At 36.8% G+C, this 16,691-nt stretch carries 17 protein-coding genes; 16 read left to right on the top strand and 1 reads right to left on the bottom strand.

Translation table 11 applies throughout. The features are described from left to right. Positions 1–4: 4 nt before the first annotated feature. Entirely contained in the window at positions 5–268 is a 264-nt protein-coding gene (gene rpsT / locus DYE19_RS10585; RefSeq protein ID WP_046339622.1) for a 30S ribosomal protein S20, read from the bottom strand. A gap of 299 nt (positions 269–567) precedes the next feature. Between rpsT and murJ the strand changes: the two genes are divergently transcribed. From murJ to DYE19_RS10505, 16 genes are all read left to right on the top strand, one after another. Continuing rightward, positions 568–2,142, top strand: a complete 1,575-nt coding sequence (gene murJ, locus DYE19_RS10580; protein ID WP_115323507.1) for a murein biosynthesis integral membrane protein MurJ — start codon at positions 568–570, stop codon at positions 2,140–2,142. A gap of 88 nt (positions 2,143–2,230) precedes the next feature. Further along, positions 2,231–3,166, top strand: coding sequence for a bifunctional riboflavin kinase/FAD synthetase (gene ribF / locus DYE19_RS10575; RefSeq protein ID WP_115323506.1), 936 nt, complete (start codon positions 2,231–2,233; stop codon positions 3,164–3,166). Positions 3,167–3,201: 35 nt separating this feature from the next. Further along, positions 3,202–6,012, top strand: a complete 2,811-nt coding sequence (gene ileS, locus DYE19_RS10570) for an isoleucine--tRNA ligase (RefSeq protein ID WP_115323505.1) — start codon at positions 3,202–3,204, stop codon at positions 6,010–6,012. Positions 6,013–6,118: 106 nt separating this feature from the next. Next, positions 6,119–6,628 carry a signal peptidase II gene (gene lspA / locus DYE19_RS10565; RefSeq protein WP_115323504.1) on the top strand — a complete coding sequence of 170 codons (510 nt, stop codon included), beginning with the start codon at positions 6,119–6,121 and terminating at the stop codon, positions 6,626–6,628. A 9-nt stretch (positions 6,629–6,637) separates the two neighbouring features. Further along, positions 6,638–7,582: a 4-hydroxy-3-methylbut-2-enyl diphosphate reductase gene (gene ispH, locus DYE19_RS10560; RefSeq protein WP_049214670.1), complete on the top strand. Its 945-nt coding sequence runs from the start codon at positions 6,638–6,640 to the stop codon at positions 7,580–7,582. 186 nt (positions 7,583–7,768) lie between these two features. Continuing rightward, the gene (locus DYE19_RS11565; RefSeq protein ID WP_115323503.1) at positions 7,769–8,107 is read left to right on the top strand and encodes a ComEA family DNA-binding protein; all 339 of its coding nucleotides are present in this window, start codon (positions 7,769–7,771) and stop codon (positions 8,105–8,107) included. A 127-nt stretch (positions 8,108–8,234) separates the two neighbouring features. Next, positions 8,235–8,840, top strand: coding sequence for an RdgB/HAM1 family non-canonical purine NTP pyrophosphatase (gene rdgB / locus DYE19_RS10550; protein WP_115323502.1), 606 nt, complete (start codon positions 8,235–8,237; stop codon positions 8,838–8,840). A 90-nt stretch (positions 8,841–8,930) separates the two neighbouring features. Then, positions 8,931–9,254: a YbjQ family protein gene (locus DYE19_RS10545; protein ID WP_049214672.1), complete on the top strand. Its 324-nt coding sequence runs from the start codon at positions 8,931–8,933 to the stop codon at positions 9,252–9,254. Continuing rightward, positions 9,255–10,406: a radical SAM family heme chaperone HemW gene (gene hemW / locus DYE19_RS10540; protein ID WP_115323501.1), complete on the top strand. Its 1,152-nt coding sequence runs from the start codon at positions 9,255–9,257 to the stop codon at positions 10,404–10,406. 141 nt (positions 10,407–10,547) lie between these two features. Further along, positions 10,548–11,207: a ribose-5-phosphate isomerase RpiA gene (gene rpiA / locus DYE19_RS10535; protein WP_115323500.1), complete on the top strand. Its 660-nt coding sequence runs from the start codon at positions 10,548–10,550 to the stop codon at positions 11,205–11,207. A 26-nt stretch (positions 11,208–11,233) separates the two neighbouring features. Beyond that, a complete protein-coding gene (gene serA, locus DYE19_RS10530) occupies positions 11,234–12,466 on the top strand; it encodes a phosphoglycerate dehydrogenase (RefSeq protein ID WP_049214675.1) in 1,233 nt (410 codons plus the stop codon). A 162-nt stretch (positions 12,467–12,628) separates the two neighbouring features. Next, on the top strand, positions 12,629–13,675 hold the full coding sequence (gene mltG, locus DYE19_RS10525) for an endolytic transglycosylase MltG (RefSeq protein ID WP_049214676.1): 1,047 nt from the start codon (positions 12,629–12,631) through the stop codon (positions 13,673–13,675). 1 nt (position 13,676) lies between these two features. Further along, positions 13,677–14,318, top strand: coding sequence for a dTMP kinase (gene tmk, locus DYE19_RS10520; RefSeq protein WP_115323499.1), 642 nt, complete (start codon positions 13,677–13,679; stop codon positions 14,316–14,318). Further along, a complete protein-coding gene (locus DYE19_RS10515) occupies positions 14,319–15,299 on the top strand; it encodes a DNA polymerase III subunit delta' (RefSeq protein ID WP_115323498.1) in 981 nt (326 codons plus the stop codon). Between the two features lie 7 nt (positions 15,300–15,306). After that, complete coding sequence (locus DYE19_RS10510; protein ID WP_115323497.1) at positions 15,307–16,089, top strand: YchF/TatD family DNA exonuclease; 783 nt, start codon at positions 15,307–15,309, stop codon at positions 16,087–16,089. A 30-nt stretch (positions 16,090–16,119) separates the two neighbouring features. Next, complete coding sequence (locus DYE19_RS10505) at positions 16,120–16,644, top strand: DUF1523 family protein (protein WP_049214680.1); 525 nt, start codon at positions 16,120–16,122, stop codon at positions 16,642–16,644. The last annotated feature ends 47 nt before the right edge of the window (positions 16,645–16,691 follow it).

Raw genomic sequence — 16,691 nt, 5'->3', positions numbered from 1 at the left:
AAAATTACGCTAATTTTTTAATTTGTGCAGATAATTTAGCTTTATGGTTTGCTGCTTTGTTTGCGTGAATTAAACCTTTAGAAGCCATTCTATCCACTACTTTTTGCATTTCTACAAATGCTGCTTCTGCTACTGATTTATCACCTGCTGCTACTGCTGCGTAAACTTTTTTAATGTAAGTACGCATCATTGAGCGTTGACTTGCATTGTGTTGACGGCGTTTTTCTGATTGAATCGCACGTTTTTTAGCTGACTTGATATTAGCCAAGGTCAAACTCCTAAAATTATTTGTTAGTAAACGAGATAAATTAAAGGCGTAAAATATGCCTATTTTCTATGCTTTTGTCAATGACTAATTCGGCATTGTCACTGAAAATTTGTTATTGATTTCGGTGAGACACAACCGAAAATTTTCGCATCGTTATATCAATTAAGCACGTCAAAGGTCACTCACCAAACGATGTGGGCGAGATTTTAGCAGTTTTTTTACGTAGAATATAGCGTAAAAACGAAATTTCTATACAATTAAGTAAAATTTATTCAAACAACCAAGCCGAGTACATTATTTTGAGCAAAGGATTATTAAAATCAGGTATTGTCGTCAGTACAATGACGTTATTATCACGTATTTTAGGCTTAATACGAGATGTAGTAATTGCTAATTTATTAGGTGCAGGTGTTGCAGCAGATGTCTTTTTATTCGCCAATAAGATCCCTAATTTTCTACGTCGGCTCTTTGCAGAAGGAGCATTCTCGCAAGCCTTCGTTCCAGTCCTTGCTGAATACCAAAAATCTGGTGATATTAATAAAACACGAGAGTTTATTGGAAAAGTATCAGGTACATTAGGAGTGCTCGTGTCGTTAGTCACTCTATTTGCGATGATTTTCTCACCGATTGTTGCAGCTATTTTTGGTACAGGTTGGTTTTTAGATTGGCTCAATGATGGACCCAACGCAGTCAAATTTGAACAAGCTTCATTATTATTAAAAATTACTTTCCCTTATTTGTGGTTTGTTACTTTTGTTGCTTTATCTGGTGCAATTCTGAATACTATTGGCAAATTTGGAGTAATGTCTTTTTCACCTGTCTTACTCAATATTGCTATGATTTGTACTGCTCTTTTCCTTGCCCCTCGCATAGAAAATCCTGACTTAGCATTAGCAATTGGTATTTTTATCGGTGGTTTACTGCAATTTTTATTTCAAATTCCTTTTTTAAAACAAGCAGGTCTCTTGGTAAAGCCAAAATGGGCTTGGCATGATGAAGGAGTAAAAAAGATTCGCACATTGATGATTCCTGCTTTGTTTGGTGTCTCTGTCAGTCAAATCAATTTATTATTAGATACTTTAATCGCAAGCTTTTTAATGACAGGTTCCATCAGCTGGCTTTACTATTCTGATCGTTTATTAGAATTTCCATTAGGACTATTTGGTATCGCTATTTCTACTGTCATTCTGCCAACATTAGCGCGTCATCATGTTAATCGCGACAAAAACGATGGACAAAGTAACCAACATTTCCGCAATACAATGGATTGGGGGATACGAATGATCTTATTGCTTGGTATCCCGGCGATGGTAGGTATCGCTATTCTGGCACAACCTCTGTTATTAGTCCTTTTTATGCGTGGCAATTTCGGTCTAAATGATGTTCAAGCAGCATCTTTTTCATTATGGGCCTTTAATGCAGGATTACTAAGTTTTATGTTAATAAAAATCCTCGCAAACGGTTATTACGCACGTCAAGATACAAAGACACCCGTTAAAATAGGTATTATTGCAATGATCAGCAATATGCTATTCAACTTATTAGCGATTCCATTTAGTTATGTGGGACTCGCCATGGCATCGGCTATGTCGGCTACATTAAATGCCTACTTACTCTATCATGGTTTAGTGAAACAAGACGTTTATCATTTCAGCCGTCAAAGTGCGGTCTTTTTTGCTAAAGTTTTTTTCTCTGCCGCCATGATGGGAGGATTAGTTTGGTATAACACACCAAACCTACTTGAATGGTATGCAATGAGCTTCTTAACTCGTATACATTGGCTAATGTGGTTAATTGGTTTAGCTATCCTTGTTTATTTTGGCTCACTCATTCTTGTGGGTATTCGCAAACAAGATTTATTTAACAAAGGATAAGTATAAAAAAATATCGCCTATTTAGTGAATTTATGCTTATAATGCTCGGATATTTTGACTTATAAATTTCGAACGGATAACAATTTCAATGCGACTAATTCGTGGCATTCATAATTTACCTAAAAATTTATCAGGTTGTGCACTAACAATTGGCAATTTCGATGGTGTTCACTTAGGCCATCAAGCTATTTTACGTCATTTACGCCAAAAAGCTGACGAATTGAATTTACCAGTTGTTGTTATGTTATTTGAACCTCAGCCACGCGAATATTTCACTGATACGGATTCGCCTGCTCGTTTAATGCGTTTGCGTGATAAATTACATCATCTTGCCACTTTAGGTGTAGATTACGTTATTTGTATTCGATTTAATCAATCCTTTGCTCAACAATCAGCTGAAGTCTTTATTGAAGATTGGTTAGTAGCAAAATTGAATGTGAAATTTTTAAGTATTGGAGATGACTTTCGCTTTGGTGCAAAACGCCAAGGTAATTTTGCTTTATTACAACAAGCGAGTAAAAAATTTGGTTTTATTGTTGAAGATAACCACAGTTTTTGTGTCGAGCAATTACGTATCAGCAGTACAGCCATTCGAGAAGCCTTAGCTAATGATAACTTAACTTATGCGACAAAAATACTAGGTAAACCCTATAGTATTTTAGGTCGAGTGGCACATGGTAATAAACTTGGACGAACTATCGGCTTTCCCACTGCAAATATACCATTACACCGCCAAGTTAATCCTGTAAAAGGGGTATATGCCGTTAAAGTGCGGTTAAAAAATAATGAGATTTATCTCGGGGTAGCAAACATTGGTAAACGACCGACTATCAATGGTGCAGTACAGTTATTAGAAACACATCTATTTGATTTTAAAGGTGATATTTATGGACAATGTATTGAAGTTGAGTTTTGCCATAAAATCCGTAATGAATTTAAATTCCCATCTTTCGATGCATTAAAACAACAAATTGCTCAAGATGTGGAGACAGCAAAGTTATTTTTTAGAATAAACAATAAGTAACAGATTAATTAATTTTATTAATTGGGAATATCATAATGACAGTTGATTATAAAAATACCTTAAACCTACCTGAAACAGGGTTCCCTATGCGTGGAGATCTTGCGAAACGCGAGCCTCAAATGTTGCAAAACTGGTATGAAAAAGCGCTTTACCAAAAAATTCGCCATGCCTCAAAAGGTAAGAAATCTTTTATTTTGCATGATGGTCCTCCTTATGCAAATGGTTCACTTCACTTAGGTCATGCTGTTAATAAAATTCTAAAAGATATTATTATTAAATCCAAAACAGCTTTAGGCTATGATTCCCCATATATTCCTGGTTGGGATTGTCATGGTTTGCCAATCGAACTAAAAGTCGAAAGTATCGTAGGTAAACCAAATGAAAAAATTTCGGCAGCTGAGTTCCGTGCAGCTTGTCGCAAATATGCAGCAGAGCAAGTAGAAGGGCAAAAAGCAGACTTTATTCGTATGGGCGTATTAGGAGATTGGGATAACCCGTATCTCACTATGAATTTCCATACCGAAGCTAATATTATTCGTGCTTTTGGTAAAGCTGTAGAAAATGGACATTTATATAAAGGCTCAAAACCTGTTCATTGGTGTCTAGATTGTGCCTCATCTTTAGCTGAAGCAGAAGTAGAATATGAAGATCGCGTCTCTCCATCAATTTATGTGCGCTTTAATGCAGTAGATCAGATTGCAGTAGAAACAAAATTTAATGCAGAGGGAAAAGGTTCTGGCAAACTTTCTGCCATTATTTGGACCACAACACCTTGGACATTGCCATCAAATCGTGCAATTGCGATTAACGAACATTTAGATTACCAGCTTGTTCAATTTGCTGATGAACGTGTCATTTTAGCGAAAGATTTAGTGGAAAATGTTGCTAAAGCAGTTGGTGTTGAGCAGTTCGAAGTGCTAGGTGAGGCCAAAGGCGTAGATTTGAACTGGTTACGTTTCAATCACCCATTCTATGAATATGATGTCCCCTTTATTTTAGGTGATCACGTCACAACAGATGGTGGTACAGGTTTGGTTCATACCGCACCAGATCATGGTCATGATGACTATGTTATCGCAATGAAAAATGGCATTGAGATGGCTGGATTAATTGGTAATAATGGTCTATTCAAAGAGGATGTGCCATTCTTTGCTGGCAAAGGTGTTTTTGAATCAAACGATCTTGTCGTTACGAAACTACAAGAAGTCGGAGCCATGCTGAAATTCAGTAAAATCAAACACAGTTATCCACACTGCTGGAGACACAAAACACCTATTATTTTCCGTGCTACACCGCAATGGTTTATCGGTATGGAAAAACAAGGATTACGCCAACAAGCATTAAACGAAATTCAGAAAGTACGCTGGATTCCAAGCTGGGGTCAAGCACGTATTGAAAAAATGGTTGAAAACCGTCCTGATTGGTGTATTTCTCGTCAACGTACTTGGGGTGTGCCTGTCGCATTATTTATTCATAAAGAAACTGAAGAATTACATCCTCGTACTGTAGAATTAGTAGAAGAAGTTGCAAAACGTGTTGAAGAAAAAGGCATTCAAGCTTGGTGGGATCTTGATCCAAAAGAATTACTTGGGGCAGATGCTGAGCAATATAGAAAAGTACCAGATACGTTAGATGTATGGTTTGATTCTGGCTCCACTTATTTCTCAGTTGTCAAAGATCGTCTAGAATTTAACAATAATGAAGCAGATATGTACCTAGAAGGTTCTGATCAACATCGAGGTTGGTTCATGTCATCCCTTATGCTTTCCACTGCGACTGATAATAAAGCACCTTATAAACAAGTGTTAACTCATGGTTTCACCGTGGATGAAAAAGGTTACAAAATGTCTAAATCACTTGGTAATGTGATTCTACCAAGCGAGGTTTGGAATAAAAACGGAGCGGATATCCTACGTTTATGGGTTGCCTCAACTGATTACACAGGTGAAATTGCTGTTTCACACAAAATCTTAAATAGTGCAGGTGATACTTACCGTCGTATCCGTAATACCGCTCGCTTTTTATTAGCTAACTTAAATGGCTTTGATCCTAAACGTGACTTAGTCAAACCAGAAGATATGATCGTATTAGATCGCTGGGCAGTAGACTGTGCATTACAAGCGCAAAATGAAATTAAAGATGCCTACGATAACTATCAATTTCACACAGTTGTCCAACGTTTGATGAAATTCTGTTCTATCGAAATGGGATCATTCTATTTAGATATCATTAAAGATCGTCAATATACGACTAAAGCAGATAGTCTGGCTCGCCGTAGTTGTCAAACTGCTTTATGGCATATTGCTGAGGCATTAGTTCGTTGGATTGCACCAATCTTATCATTTACAGCCGATGAGATTTGGCAATACATACCTGGTGAACGTGCCGAATTTGTCTTTACTGAAGAATTTTACGATGGGCTGTTCGCGTTAAATACGAACGAGATGATGAATGATGCTTATTGGCAACAAATCATTACGCTGCGTAACGAAATTAATCGTGTATTAGAACAAGCTCGTAATGACAAAATTATTGGAGCAGGATTAGAAGCCGAGATTACTATTTACGCAGATGAGAAATCTGCTGAATTATTAAAGCAATTACAAGATGAATTACGTTTTGTGTTGATTACGTCAAAAGCCGAAGTCAAACCATTAGCTGAATCAGATGTGCCAGAAGGAGAAGTTAAAGGATTAGCTGTTAAAGTCATTCGTTCTATTGCAGAGAAATGTCCACGTTGTTGGCACTATTCCGATACTATTGGCATAAACTCAAATCATCCAACGCTTTGCTCACGCTGTATTGAGAATGTGGAAGGTGAGGGTGAAATCAGAAAATTCGCTTAAATAAAGCCAAGACGTTCATTAAACGTCCCTTTATAAAATTTGTTTAATCTCTTCTAGGGCGAACAGTAGTTCGCCCATACAATTTTGAAAATGTTTAAAGGTACTTATGACACAAACTAGAACGGGTCTTTCTTTTTTATGGCTAAGTGTAATTGCTTTTATACTCGATTTAAGCACAAAATATCTTGTTGTACAAAATTTCACTTTATATGAGAGTATTAACATCTTTCCTTTCTTTAATTTAACTTATGTACGAAACTATGGTGCTGCATTTAGTTTTTTAGCTGAACATAGTGGCTGGCAAAAATATCTGTTTATTATATTAGCTTGTGTCATTTCTTTAATGCTAATCTATTTTCTATACAAAAATGATGTCGGACAAAAAATACAAAACAGTGCTTATGCCTTAATTATTGGAGGGGCACTTGGAAATATGATTGATCGTACTTACCATGGTTTTGTAGTCGACTTCTTTGACTTTTATTGGGATATTTACCATTATCCTGTGTTTAATGTTGCTGATGTGGCTATCTCAATAGGAGCTGGTCTTCTAGTATTGGATGCGTTCAAAAATCGCAATGAATCGGCACACAAGCCGAAACAAGAAGATAAATAAGGGAAAATAATGAAAATTATTTTAGCTAATCCGAGAGGGTTTTGTGCAGGTGTTGACCGCGCTATTAGCATTGTCGAATCTGCATTAGAAATTCACGGCTCACCTATTTATGTACGTCATGAAGTAGTACATAACCGCTTTGTCGTCAATGGATTACGCGAACGAGGGGCAATTTTTGTCGAAGAGTTAAATGAGGTACCAGATGGCGCCATTGTTATTTTCTCTGCCCATGGCGTTTCACAGGCTGTTCGTCAAGAAGCCAAAAAGCGTAACCTTAAGGTCTTTGATGCCACTTGTCCGTTAGTTACGAAAGTACATATGCAAGTTGCTCGTGCAAGCCGTAAAGGCACAAAAGCAATTCTGATTGGGCATGAAGGACACCCCGAAGTAGAAGGAACTATGGGGCAATATGACAATCAAGAAGGCGGCATTTTTTTAGTCGAAAGTGTAGAGGATATTGCTAAGTTAAATTTAAAAAACGATGAAGATTTGACTTTTATGACTCAAACGACATTATCGATTGATGATACTAGTGAGGTTATTGAAGCTTTAAAACAAAAATATCCTGCTATTCAGGGTCCGCGTAAAAATGATATTTGTTATGCTACAACTAACCGTCAACAAGCAGTACGTGAACTTGCTCAACAATCTGATTTAGTCATTGTAGTCGGCTCAAAAAACTCTTCAAATTCAAATCGACTAGCTGAACTTGCTTCTCGGATGGGAGTTAATTCTAAATTAATCGATGATGCTGATGACATCGACCCTAAATGGCTTGATAATGTAAAAACAATTGGTATTACTGCGGGCGCTTCCGCTCCTGAAGTGTTAGTCCAATCAGTCGTAAATCGATTACAAGAACTAGGGGTAACAAGTGTAGAAGAGCTGCAAGGCTGTGAAGAAAATACGATATTTGAAGTACCGAAAGAATTACGTATTAAAGAAGTCAATTAAGTATAAAGCTAGAATGGTTTTCTAGCTTTTTTTCTTTATCTTTTCTACTTATTAAAGCTATTTTCTACGATCCAGATCGTAAAAGTGCGGTCAATTTTTTGTAAGTTTTCCTATTTTCACCAAAATAACTTTCCGTTGAGACAACTCAACAGTTCATTGTTAATTTAACTATTTGAAGGAAAATTTATGACATTTAATTCAGTTATTATTGCCATTTTAACTTTAAGCTCAATTTTTACTAGCACAAATCTATTCGCTAATTCAACAAACACTACAAACACACCACTTATCGCAGTAGACTATGTTTCAACTGAATCTGTTACAGGTATAGGAAAAATCAATATAAATAATGCGACAGCTGCCGAATTACAACATGACTTAATTGGAGTTGGTGCTAAAAAAGCAGAAGCGATTATCCAGTATCGTGAAGCACATGGTCCTTTCACAAAGATAGAGCAATTACTTGAAGTACAGGGTATTGGTAATGTTATTTTAGAAAAAAATAAAGATCGTTTAATCTTCTAATTTTTTCTTTATCATTTAAATATTATATAGTAAGCGGAATCCAGCAATTCCGCTTATTTATGATTTTGGCTTATTAAATAGAAAAGCGTATAATTTCCCCAGTTTTTCTTAAATACTAGGATATTAAATGAAACAAAAAGTAGTTCTTGCAACAGGAAATCAAGGTAAAGTCAAAGAAATGGCAGATGTGTTAGCAGATTTTGGCTTTGATGTCATAGCACAAACAGATTTAAACATTGAAAGTCCAGAAGAGACTGGACTTACTTTCATTGAGAATGCTTTACTAAAAGCACGCTATGCCAGCAAAATATCAGGTTTACCAGCAATTGCCGATGATTCAGGGTTAGTAGTTAAAGCATTATCAGGCGCACCAGGTCTATACTCTGCACGTTATGCTGGTGTAGACGACAATACTGCTGATGCTAAAAATCGTGCTAAATTGTTAAGTGACCTCGCACATGTCGCACCAACTGAACGTCAAGCTAAATTTGTTAGCTGTATAGTTATGCTACAACATGAAACAGATCCATCCCCAATTATCGCTGAAGGGGAATGTTTTGGTGAAATTGCATTAGCAGAGAAAGGAGACAATGGTTTTGGCTACGATAGCATATTTTTTAGCCCAGAAGTCAATTGCACGTTTGCTGAATTAGAGACTGAACAAAAGAAAAAAATCTCTCACCGAGCAAAAGCCTTATCAGTATTAAAGAATAAACTTGCTATACGAGCTTAAGCGATAAGAATATATACAAAAATAGTAATTTTCTTTACTACTATTTTTTCTATTTTACCTCATCTTAAAAATTAATTAAGGAAATAACATATGATTATTACAACAACACCTAATGTAGAAGGCAAACAAATTGTAGAATATAAACAAGTAGTTTTTGGTGAAGTTGTCGCAGGTTCAAATTTTATTCGTGATTTCTTTGCGGGTATTACAGACATTTTAGGTGGTCGTTCTGGCGCATACGAATCTAAAATCACTAAAGCGCGCCAAGAAGCTCTTGAGGAAATGCAAAAACATGCAAAACATTTAGGTGCAAATGCAATCGTTGGTGTGGAAGTAAACTATACCTCAATTAATGGTGATGGTAAAAGTATGTTTATGATCGTTGCCAGTGGTACAGCTGTAGTGGTACGTTAAGTGAATCTGACGCTCCCGCCACTAAGCCTGTATATTCACATTCCTTGGTGTGTACAGAAATGCCCCTATTGCGATTTTAATTCGCATGCCCAAAAAGGTGTAATTCCTGAACAGGAATACATACAACATTTATTACAAGATCTCAGTCAAGATCTTGTTCGTTTTTCTGCAGGCATTCAACAACGTCAATTACATTCTATCTTTATCGGTGGTGGTACACCGAGCTTATTTTCAGCACAAAGTATCCATTATTTATTAAGTGAAATCAAAAAGCGTATTCCATTTGAACAAGATATTGAAATCACTTTAGAGGCGAATCCTGGGACCGTAGAGGCAGAACGGTTTCAGGGCTATGTACAAGCTGGAGTAACTCGTATCTCCATGGGGATTCAGAGTTTTAATGACGATAAATTACAGCGTTTAGGGCGAATCCATAATTCTGCTGAAGCTAAAAGTGCGGTCCATTTTGCCAAAATTTCGGGGCTCAAGAGTTTCAATCTTGATCTTATGCATGGCTTACCAAATCAAAGTTTAGTAGAAGCTCTCGATGATCTTAAACAAGCTATCACGTTAGCTCCCCCCCATCTATCTTGGTATCAGCTCACTATTGAACCGAATACGATGTTCGCTTATCGTCCACCAGTTTTACCTGATGATGATGAGCTCTGGGATATTTTTGAGCAAGGGCATAAATTATTAATTGCTGCAGGTTATACACAATATGAAACTTCCGCCTATGCAAAGGTAGGATTCGAATGTAAACATAATTTAAATTATTGGCGTTTTGGTGATTATTTAGCTATCGGCTGTGGCGCACATGGTAAAGTCAGTTTTGAGCATGGTGATATTATTCGTTATTCTAAAACTAAACATCCTAAAGGCTACATGCGAGGCGAATATTTGTATGATGAGAAATATATTGAAGCTGAAGATCGTGCATTCGAATTTTTCATGAATCGTTTTCGCTTACTAGAGGCAGTGCCTAAAACTGCTTTTCAACAGTTTACTGGATTACCACAAAGTACTGTTGAAAAACAAATAAACTGGGCCCTTGCTAAACATTACATCGAACAGTCCTCTGACTACTGGCAAATTACAGAACAAGGTAAATTATTCTTAAATGACTTATTGGAGCAATTTTTACCTCAATAAGCTTGTTAATCCTCATGAATAGGATTAAAGTAGAGCGTTATTATAAGATACGCAAACGATTACGCAACATGCTACAGCATGTCAAAAGGCTCATTCATTACAACAAATTAAATTAATTATTTGTAATAAAAAGGATTAAAAATGAATCAACTTGAAATGAAAAAACAAGCAGCAAAAGCGGCTCTACAATATGTGAAACCAGATACAATTGTAGGTGTTGGCAGTGGATCAACTGTAAATTGTTTTATTGAGGCTCTCGGTTCGATGAAATACCAAATTAAAGGTGCTGTTGCGGCGTCTAAAGCATCCGAAGAATTACTACAACAACAAGGTATTGAAGTCTTTAGTGCGAATGAAGTATCAGAGTTGGATATCTATGTGGATGGTGCTGATGAAGTGAATCCGCAAAAAATGATGATTAAAGGTGGTGGTGCAGCACTTACTCGCGAAAAAATTGTTGCCGCTCTTGCTAAAAAATTCATCTGTATTGTAGATCAAAGTAAACAAGTAGATGTCTTAGGTTCAACTTTCCCACTCCCAGTAGAAGTGATTCCAATGGCTCGCTCCCAAGTTGCACGTAAATTAGTCGCATTAGGTGGCTCACCTGAATACCGTGAAGGTGTAGTGACTGATAATGGTAATGTTATTTTAGATGTACACCATTTTTTAATCATGAGTCCAATGGCAATGGAAAAAGAATTAAACAACGTTGCTGGTGTAGTAACAAATGGTATTTTTGCCCTCCGTCCAGCTGATGTCATCATTGTTGGTACACCCGATGGCACGAAAATTGTCGAATAACAAAGAAATAAAAAAGGAAAGCAAATATGACAAATAAAGTATCACTTGATAAATCAAAAATTAAATTCTTATTGCTAGAGGGTGTGCATCCAAGTGCGGTCGAAGTATTACAAACAGCTGGCTATACCAATATTGAGTATCACAAGAAAGCTCTCGATGATGACGAACTAAAAGAGGCGATTAAAGATGCACATTTCGTTGGTATTCGTTCACGCACATTTTTAACTGCCGATGTGCTTGAGCATGCTCAAAAATTAATTGCTATTGGTTGCTTCTGCATTGGCACTAACCAAGTGGATTTAAATGCCGCAAAATTACGAGGTATTCCAGTTTTTAATGCACCTTTCTCTAATACACGTTCTGTCGCTGAATTAGTCTTAGGTGAGATTCTGGTATTAATGCGTAACGTTCCACAAGCCAACGCTGAAGTTCATCGTGGCATTTGGAATAAATCAGCGGCAGGCTCACATGAGGTACGAGGTAAAAAATTAGGTATTGTCGGTTACGGACATATTGGCTCTCAACTTAGTATTATTGCTGAATCATTAGGGATGCGCGTTTTCTTCTATGATATTGAAAACAAACTCCCATTAGGAAATGCGCAACAAGTTCGTACACTAGAAGAGCTCCTTTCGATGAGTGATGTCGTATCACTGCATGTACCAGAGAATGCGTCAACTAAGAATTTAATTAGTGCTGAGCGTATTGCACAATTAAAAGAAGGCTCAATTCTTATTAATGCCGCCCGAGGAACTGTAGTAGATATTGATGCTTTAGCACAAGCATTAAGCACTGGCAAAATTCGAGGCGCTGCACTAGACGTATTCCCAGAAGAACCCGCATCAATTCAAGAAGAATTTGTTTCACCATTACGTGCTTTTGATAATGTCATTCTTACCCCACACATTGGTGGTTCTACTTCAGAAGCACAAGAAAATATTGGCGCTGAAGTCTCTGGTAAATTTGTCAAATACTCTGATAATGGCTCAACACTTTCAGCGGTTAATTTCCCTGAAGTATCTTTACCAGAACATAGTGGAACAAAACGTTTACTACACATTCACCATAATCGGCCAGGTGTGTTAAATAAAATTAACCAAGTATTCGTAGAGGCTAATGTCAACATTGCGGCACAGTATCTACAAACTGATCCCACTATTGGTTATGTCGTCATCGATGTTGAAACTGAAGACACGAGTGGATTATTAAATCAGCTAAAAGATATTGAAGGCACAATCCGTGCACGTGTATTATTTTAAATTATTTTTTTAATCAATCCCAGGGCAGCTGTTTTAAGCTGCCCTATTTACTTTTCAAAAGTTCACATTCACCTTCAGTTTGCGGTTTATTTGAGATTCTATGCTATAATCAATGACAGTTTTGTCTGTTAGTATGTGACTCAGTTTTAGCAAGGTATATTGATGAAGAAATTTTTCAGCTTGTTATTTACACTCGCTTTGATTGCTTCTGGTGTAGGTTTTTATTTTTATTATCAGCTTGAACAGTTTGCCAACAAGCCAGTTCAAGTCCAACAAGATCAATTACTTTCGGTGCAACGCGGCACAACTGGACAAAAACTAGCCCAGCTTCTAGAGCAAGAAAAACTGCTAGCAGACGCCAGTCTATTGCCTTACTTATTAAAATTAAATCCACAGCTCAATAAAATAAAAGCGGGTACTTATGCTTTAAATGAAGTCAAAACAGTAAAAGACTTATTACATGTGTTGAATATAGGTAAAGAAGCTCAATTAAGCATTCAATTCATCGAAGGCGATACTTTTAAAATCTGGCGTAAAACATTAGAAAAAGCGCCACACTTAGTTCAAACATTAACAAATAAAAGTAATGATGAAATATTTAATTTGTTAGACATTCCTGATTCTACTAAAGCAATTTATGAATGGCGTAATCTTGATGGCTGGCTTTATCCTGATACTTATCACTACACACCAAACTCAACTGATTTAGCCTTATTAAAACGTGCAGCTGATCGCATGAAAAAAGCCCTTGAACAAGCATGGCAACAACGTGATAAAGACTTACCTCTCAATAACTCTTATGAAATGTTGATTCTGGCTTCGATTGTAGAAAAAGAAACGGCTATTGCAGCTGAACGCGGTAAAGTTGCCTCTGTCTTTATTAATCGTTTGAATAAAAAAATGCGTTTACAAACTGACCCTACAGTCATCTATGGTATGGGAGAGAATTATGAGGGTAATATTCGTAAAAAAGATTTAGAAACGCCAACTGCTTATAATACTTACTTGATTGATGGTTTGCCACCAACCCCGATTGCCATGCCAAGTGAAAGTGCGTTAATGGCAGTTGCTAAACCAGAAAAGACGGATTTTTTATATTTTGTTGCCGATGGTACAGGCGGGCATAAATTCAGCCGCACTTTATCAGAACATAATCGCGCAGTACAAGAATACTTACGTTGGTATCGTAGTCAGAAAAATGGAAAATAATATGAAAATAGGTAAATTTATTGTGCTGGAAGGGATAGAAGGTGCAGGCAAAACAACAGCACGTGACAGTATTGTCACTGCCCTGAATGCTCATGGCATTCGAGATATTGTGTTTACACGTGAGCCAGGCGGCACACCATTAGCAGAGAAATTACGCCAACTGATTAAACATGAAACCGAAGAGACTGTTACAGATAAAGCTGAGTTATTAATGCTATATGCAGCACGCATTCAACTAGTAGAAAATGTAATCAAACCTGCATTAGCAGCTGGCAAATGGGTGATTGGAGATCGCCATGATATGTCATCACAAGCATATCAAGGCGGCGGTCGACAACTTGATAAGACATTGCTTTCTACCTTAAAACAAACTGTATTAGGCACATTTGAACCTGATTTAACGATTTATTTAGATATAGCCCCTGAACTAGGATTAAGTCGAGCAAAAGGACGAGGTGCGCTCGATCGTATCGAACAGCAAAATCTTGAGTTCTTCCAACGTACGCGTCAACGTTACTTAGAACTCGTTGAACACAATCCTAAAGCAATTACGATCGATGCTTCACAAGATATTACTCAAGTCAGCATGGCGGTAGAAAGTGCGGTCAAAAATTGGTTAATTTCACAAGAAAAAGGCAGTTAAATGACTCATTATCCTTGGCTTGAACCCGATTATCAGCAGATTATTCGTGCATTCCAACAACAGCATGGGCATCACGCACTACTATTCAAAGCAGAACAAGGGTTAGGTGTCGAGCAGCTTTTATCCCGACTGGGTCAATGGATCATGTGTCAGCAACCACAAGATCAACAACCTTGTGGAAATTGTCATAGCTGCCGATTATTTCAAGCAAACCATCATCCTGACATTTACACTCTAGAACCTATTGAAAATAAAGATATTGGTGTAGATCAAGTACGTGAGGTGAGCGAAAAAATTAATCAACATGCACAGCAAAATGGTAATAAATTAGTTTACATAAAAGGAGTAGAACGCTTAACCGAAGCAGCAGCTAATGCTATTTTAAAAACGCTTGAAGAGCCTCGTCCACAAACTTACTTTTTATTACAAGCAGAAGCTACAGCGACAATTATGCCAACAATTTATAGCCGTTGCCAAGTTCATCTAATTAACCAACCTGCTACAGAAGTAGCACTGAATTGGTTACAGCAACAAAGTGAGGCCGATATTATAGAAATTCAGACCGCACTTCGAATCAGTTATGGTCGCCCATTACTTGCATTAACAGTTTTAGAGCAAGGATTATTAGAGAAACGAAAAGAATTTTTACGCCAATTTTGGCTATTCTACCGTAAATGTTCGCCTCTTGAGCTGTTGCCTTATTTTGAAAAAGAGCTGACTCTCCAACAACTTGACTGGCTTTTAGCTTTTTTAATGGATGCGCTAAAAGCCAAACTAAAAGTTAATCAACATTGGATCTGCCAAGACTTAGCAGCAGGCATTACCCAATTTAGTGCGCAACATAGTCCACAAGCATTATTAAAAGCAAACCAGATTATACAAAAAGTACGCACTGACTTAACACAAATTAATGCAGTTAACCAAGAGTTAATTTTACTTGATGGCTTAACTCGACTCATTACCGATGTATTTGAAGGATAAAAACAAGATGTTTATTGTTGATTCTCATTGCCACTTAGATGCGTTAGATTATGAAAATTTACATAAAAATATTACTGATGTTGTAGATAAAGCTAACGCTCGTGATGTTAAACATTTACTTGCCGTTGGGGTTACTTTAACCCGCTTCGAACAAATTTATGCTGAGTTAGCTAAATTTAATAATGTCTCTTTAGCTTGTGGGGTACACCCACTTAATTTAGATGAAGAGTCTTTTGATTATGATAAGTTACTCAAATTAGCACAAGATCCTAAAGTAATTGCAATAGGTGAAACAGGATTAGACTATTATTACAGTCATGATAATAAGACCTTACAACAAGAAGTCTTTGCACAACAAATTCAAATTGCTAATCAATTAAACAAGCCCGTGATTGTACATACCCGTAGTGCTCGCGAAGATACTATTAGGATCTTGACTGAAAATGGAATAACGCAATGTGGTGGTGTATTACATTGCTTCACAGAAAATTGGGAAATGGCTAAACAAGGCTTAGATCTTGGTTTATATATTTCACTTTCAGGCATTATTACTTTTAAAAATGCAGAGGAACTACGTGAAGTTGCACGCCAAGTCCCATTAGATCGTTTACTCGTGGAAACTGACTCACCTTATTTAGCACCTGTACCTTATCGTGGTAAGCAAAATCAACCTGCTTATGTGAGAGAAGTATGCCAATATGTGGCAACCTTGAAAGGCATATCTTTTGAAAAATTTGCCCAAATTACCACACAAAACTTTGAACGTTTATTCAAAATTAATGTACAATAAATAAGCTATTTACTCGTTAAGGAAAGTATGATGCGAAAGTTTTTTAAATTCTTTTTTCTCACAGTGATTTTTATTTTTCACTTATTTTTATTTGCGGCAGTCAATTTTGTTACGCCAAGCTATGATGTAACAAAAGTTACTGGTGTTGAAGTGAAACGAGTTGATAAAGATGGCCCAATTACTAAAGCAAATCCTGCTGATGGTCCAACACGTGATGTTTATTTCATTAATACTCAGCATCAAGACGGAAAAATTATGGTCTATCGTAATGAAGACACGCGTTGGGGCTTTCCATTTTACTTTAAGTTTGGTTCAGCCAATTTACATGCAGAGGCTGAAGCTTTAGGGAAAGAAAACAAAACGGTTCAAATTAAATATTATGGCTGGCGATTAGTCATGTTTGATGAATTTCGTAATGCAGTAAACATAAAGGCAATTGATGAGACAGAAAGTCCAAGTCATCCTATTTTAGCCTATGTATTATACTTTTTATTGCTTATTACGCTTTTCTTCTCTATCCAGTTTGTACGTGGCTGGTTTGATAGCGAAAACTAACTAATCTCACCTTTCTCTACGCGGTTTAAACTTAATTAAACCGCGCT

The sequence above is a fragment of the Pasteurella canis genome, from assembly GCF_900454865.1.
GTDB classification, from domain to species: Bacteria; Pseudomonadota; Gammaproteobacteria; order Enterobacterales; family Pasteurellaceae; genus Pasteurella; species Pasteurella canis.
Note: the sequence above shows the minus strand (reverse complement) of the source record. Positions and strands in the feature narration are given on the sequence as shown.

Bases quoted from the DNA above. Each gene is read 5' to 3' on its own strand.
- ispH (WP_049214670.1), top strand. From the start codon at position 6,638: ATGAAAATTATTTTAGCTAATCCGAGAGGGTTTTGTGCAGGTGTTGAC.
- mltG (WP_049214676.1), top strand. From the start codon at position 12,629: ATGAAGAAATTTTTCAGCTTGTTATTTACACTCGCTTTGATTGCTTCT.
- serA (WP_049214675.1), top strand. From the start codon at position 11,234: ATGACAAATAAAGTATCACTTGATAAATCAAAAATTAAATTCTTATTG.
- lspA (WP_115323504.1), top strand. From the start codon at position 6,119: ATGACACAAACTAGAACGGGTCTTTCTTTTTTATGGCTAAGTGTAATT.
- DYE19_RS10515 (WP_115323498.1), top strand. From the start codon at position 14,319: ATGACTCATTATCCTTGGCTTGAACCCGATTATCAGCAGATTATTCGT.
- ileS (WP_115323505.1), top strand. From the start codon at position 3,202: ATGACAGTTGATTATAAAAATACCTTAAACCTACCTGAAACAGGGTTC.
- tmk (WP_115323499.1), top strand. From the start codon at position 13,677: ATGAAAATAGGTAAATTTATTGTGCTGGAAGGGATAGAAGGTGCAGGC.
- DYE19_RS11565 (WP_115323503.1), top strand. From the start codon at position 7,769: ATGACATTTAATTCAGTTATTATTGCCATTTTAACTTTAAGCTCAATT.
- DYE19_RS10510 (WP_115323497.1), top strand. From the start codon at position 15,307: ATGTTTATTGTTGATTCTCATTGCCACTTAGATGCGTTAGATTATGAA.
- rpiA (WP_115323500.1), top strand. From the start codon at position 10,548: ATGAATCAACTTGAAATGAAAAAACAAGCAGCAAAAGCGGCTCTACAA.
- DYE19_RS10545 (WP_049214672.1), top strand. From the start codon at position 8,931: ATGATTATTACAACAACACCTAATGTAGAAGGCAAACAAATTGTAGAA.
- DYE19_RS10505 (WP_049214680.1), top strand. From the start codon at position 16,120: ATGCGAAAGTTTTTTAAATTCTTTTTTCTCACAGTGATTTTTATTTTT.
- ribF (WP_115323506.1), top strand. From the start codon at position 2,231: ATGCGACTAATTCGTGGCATTCATAATTTACCTAAAAATTTATCAGGT.
- rdgB (WP_115323502.1), top strand. From the start codon at position 8,235: ATGAAACAAAAAGTAGTTCTTGCAACAGGAAATCAAGGTAAAGTCAAA.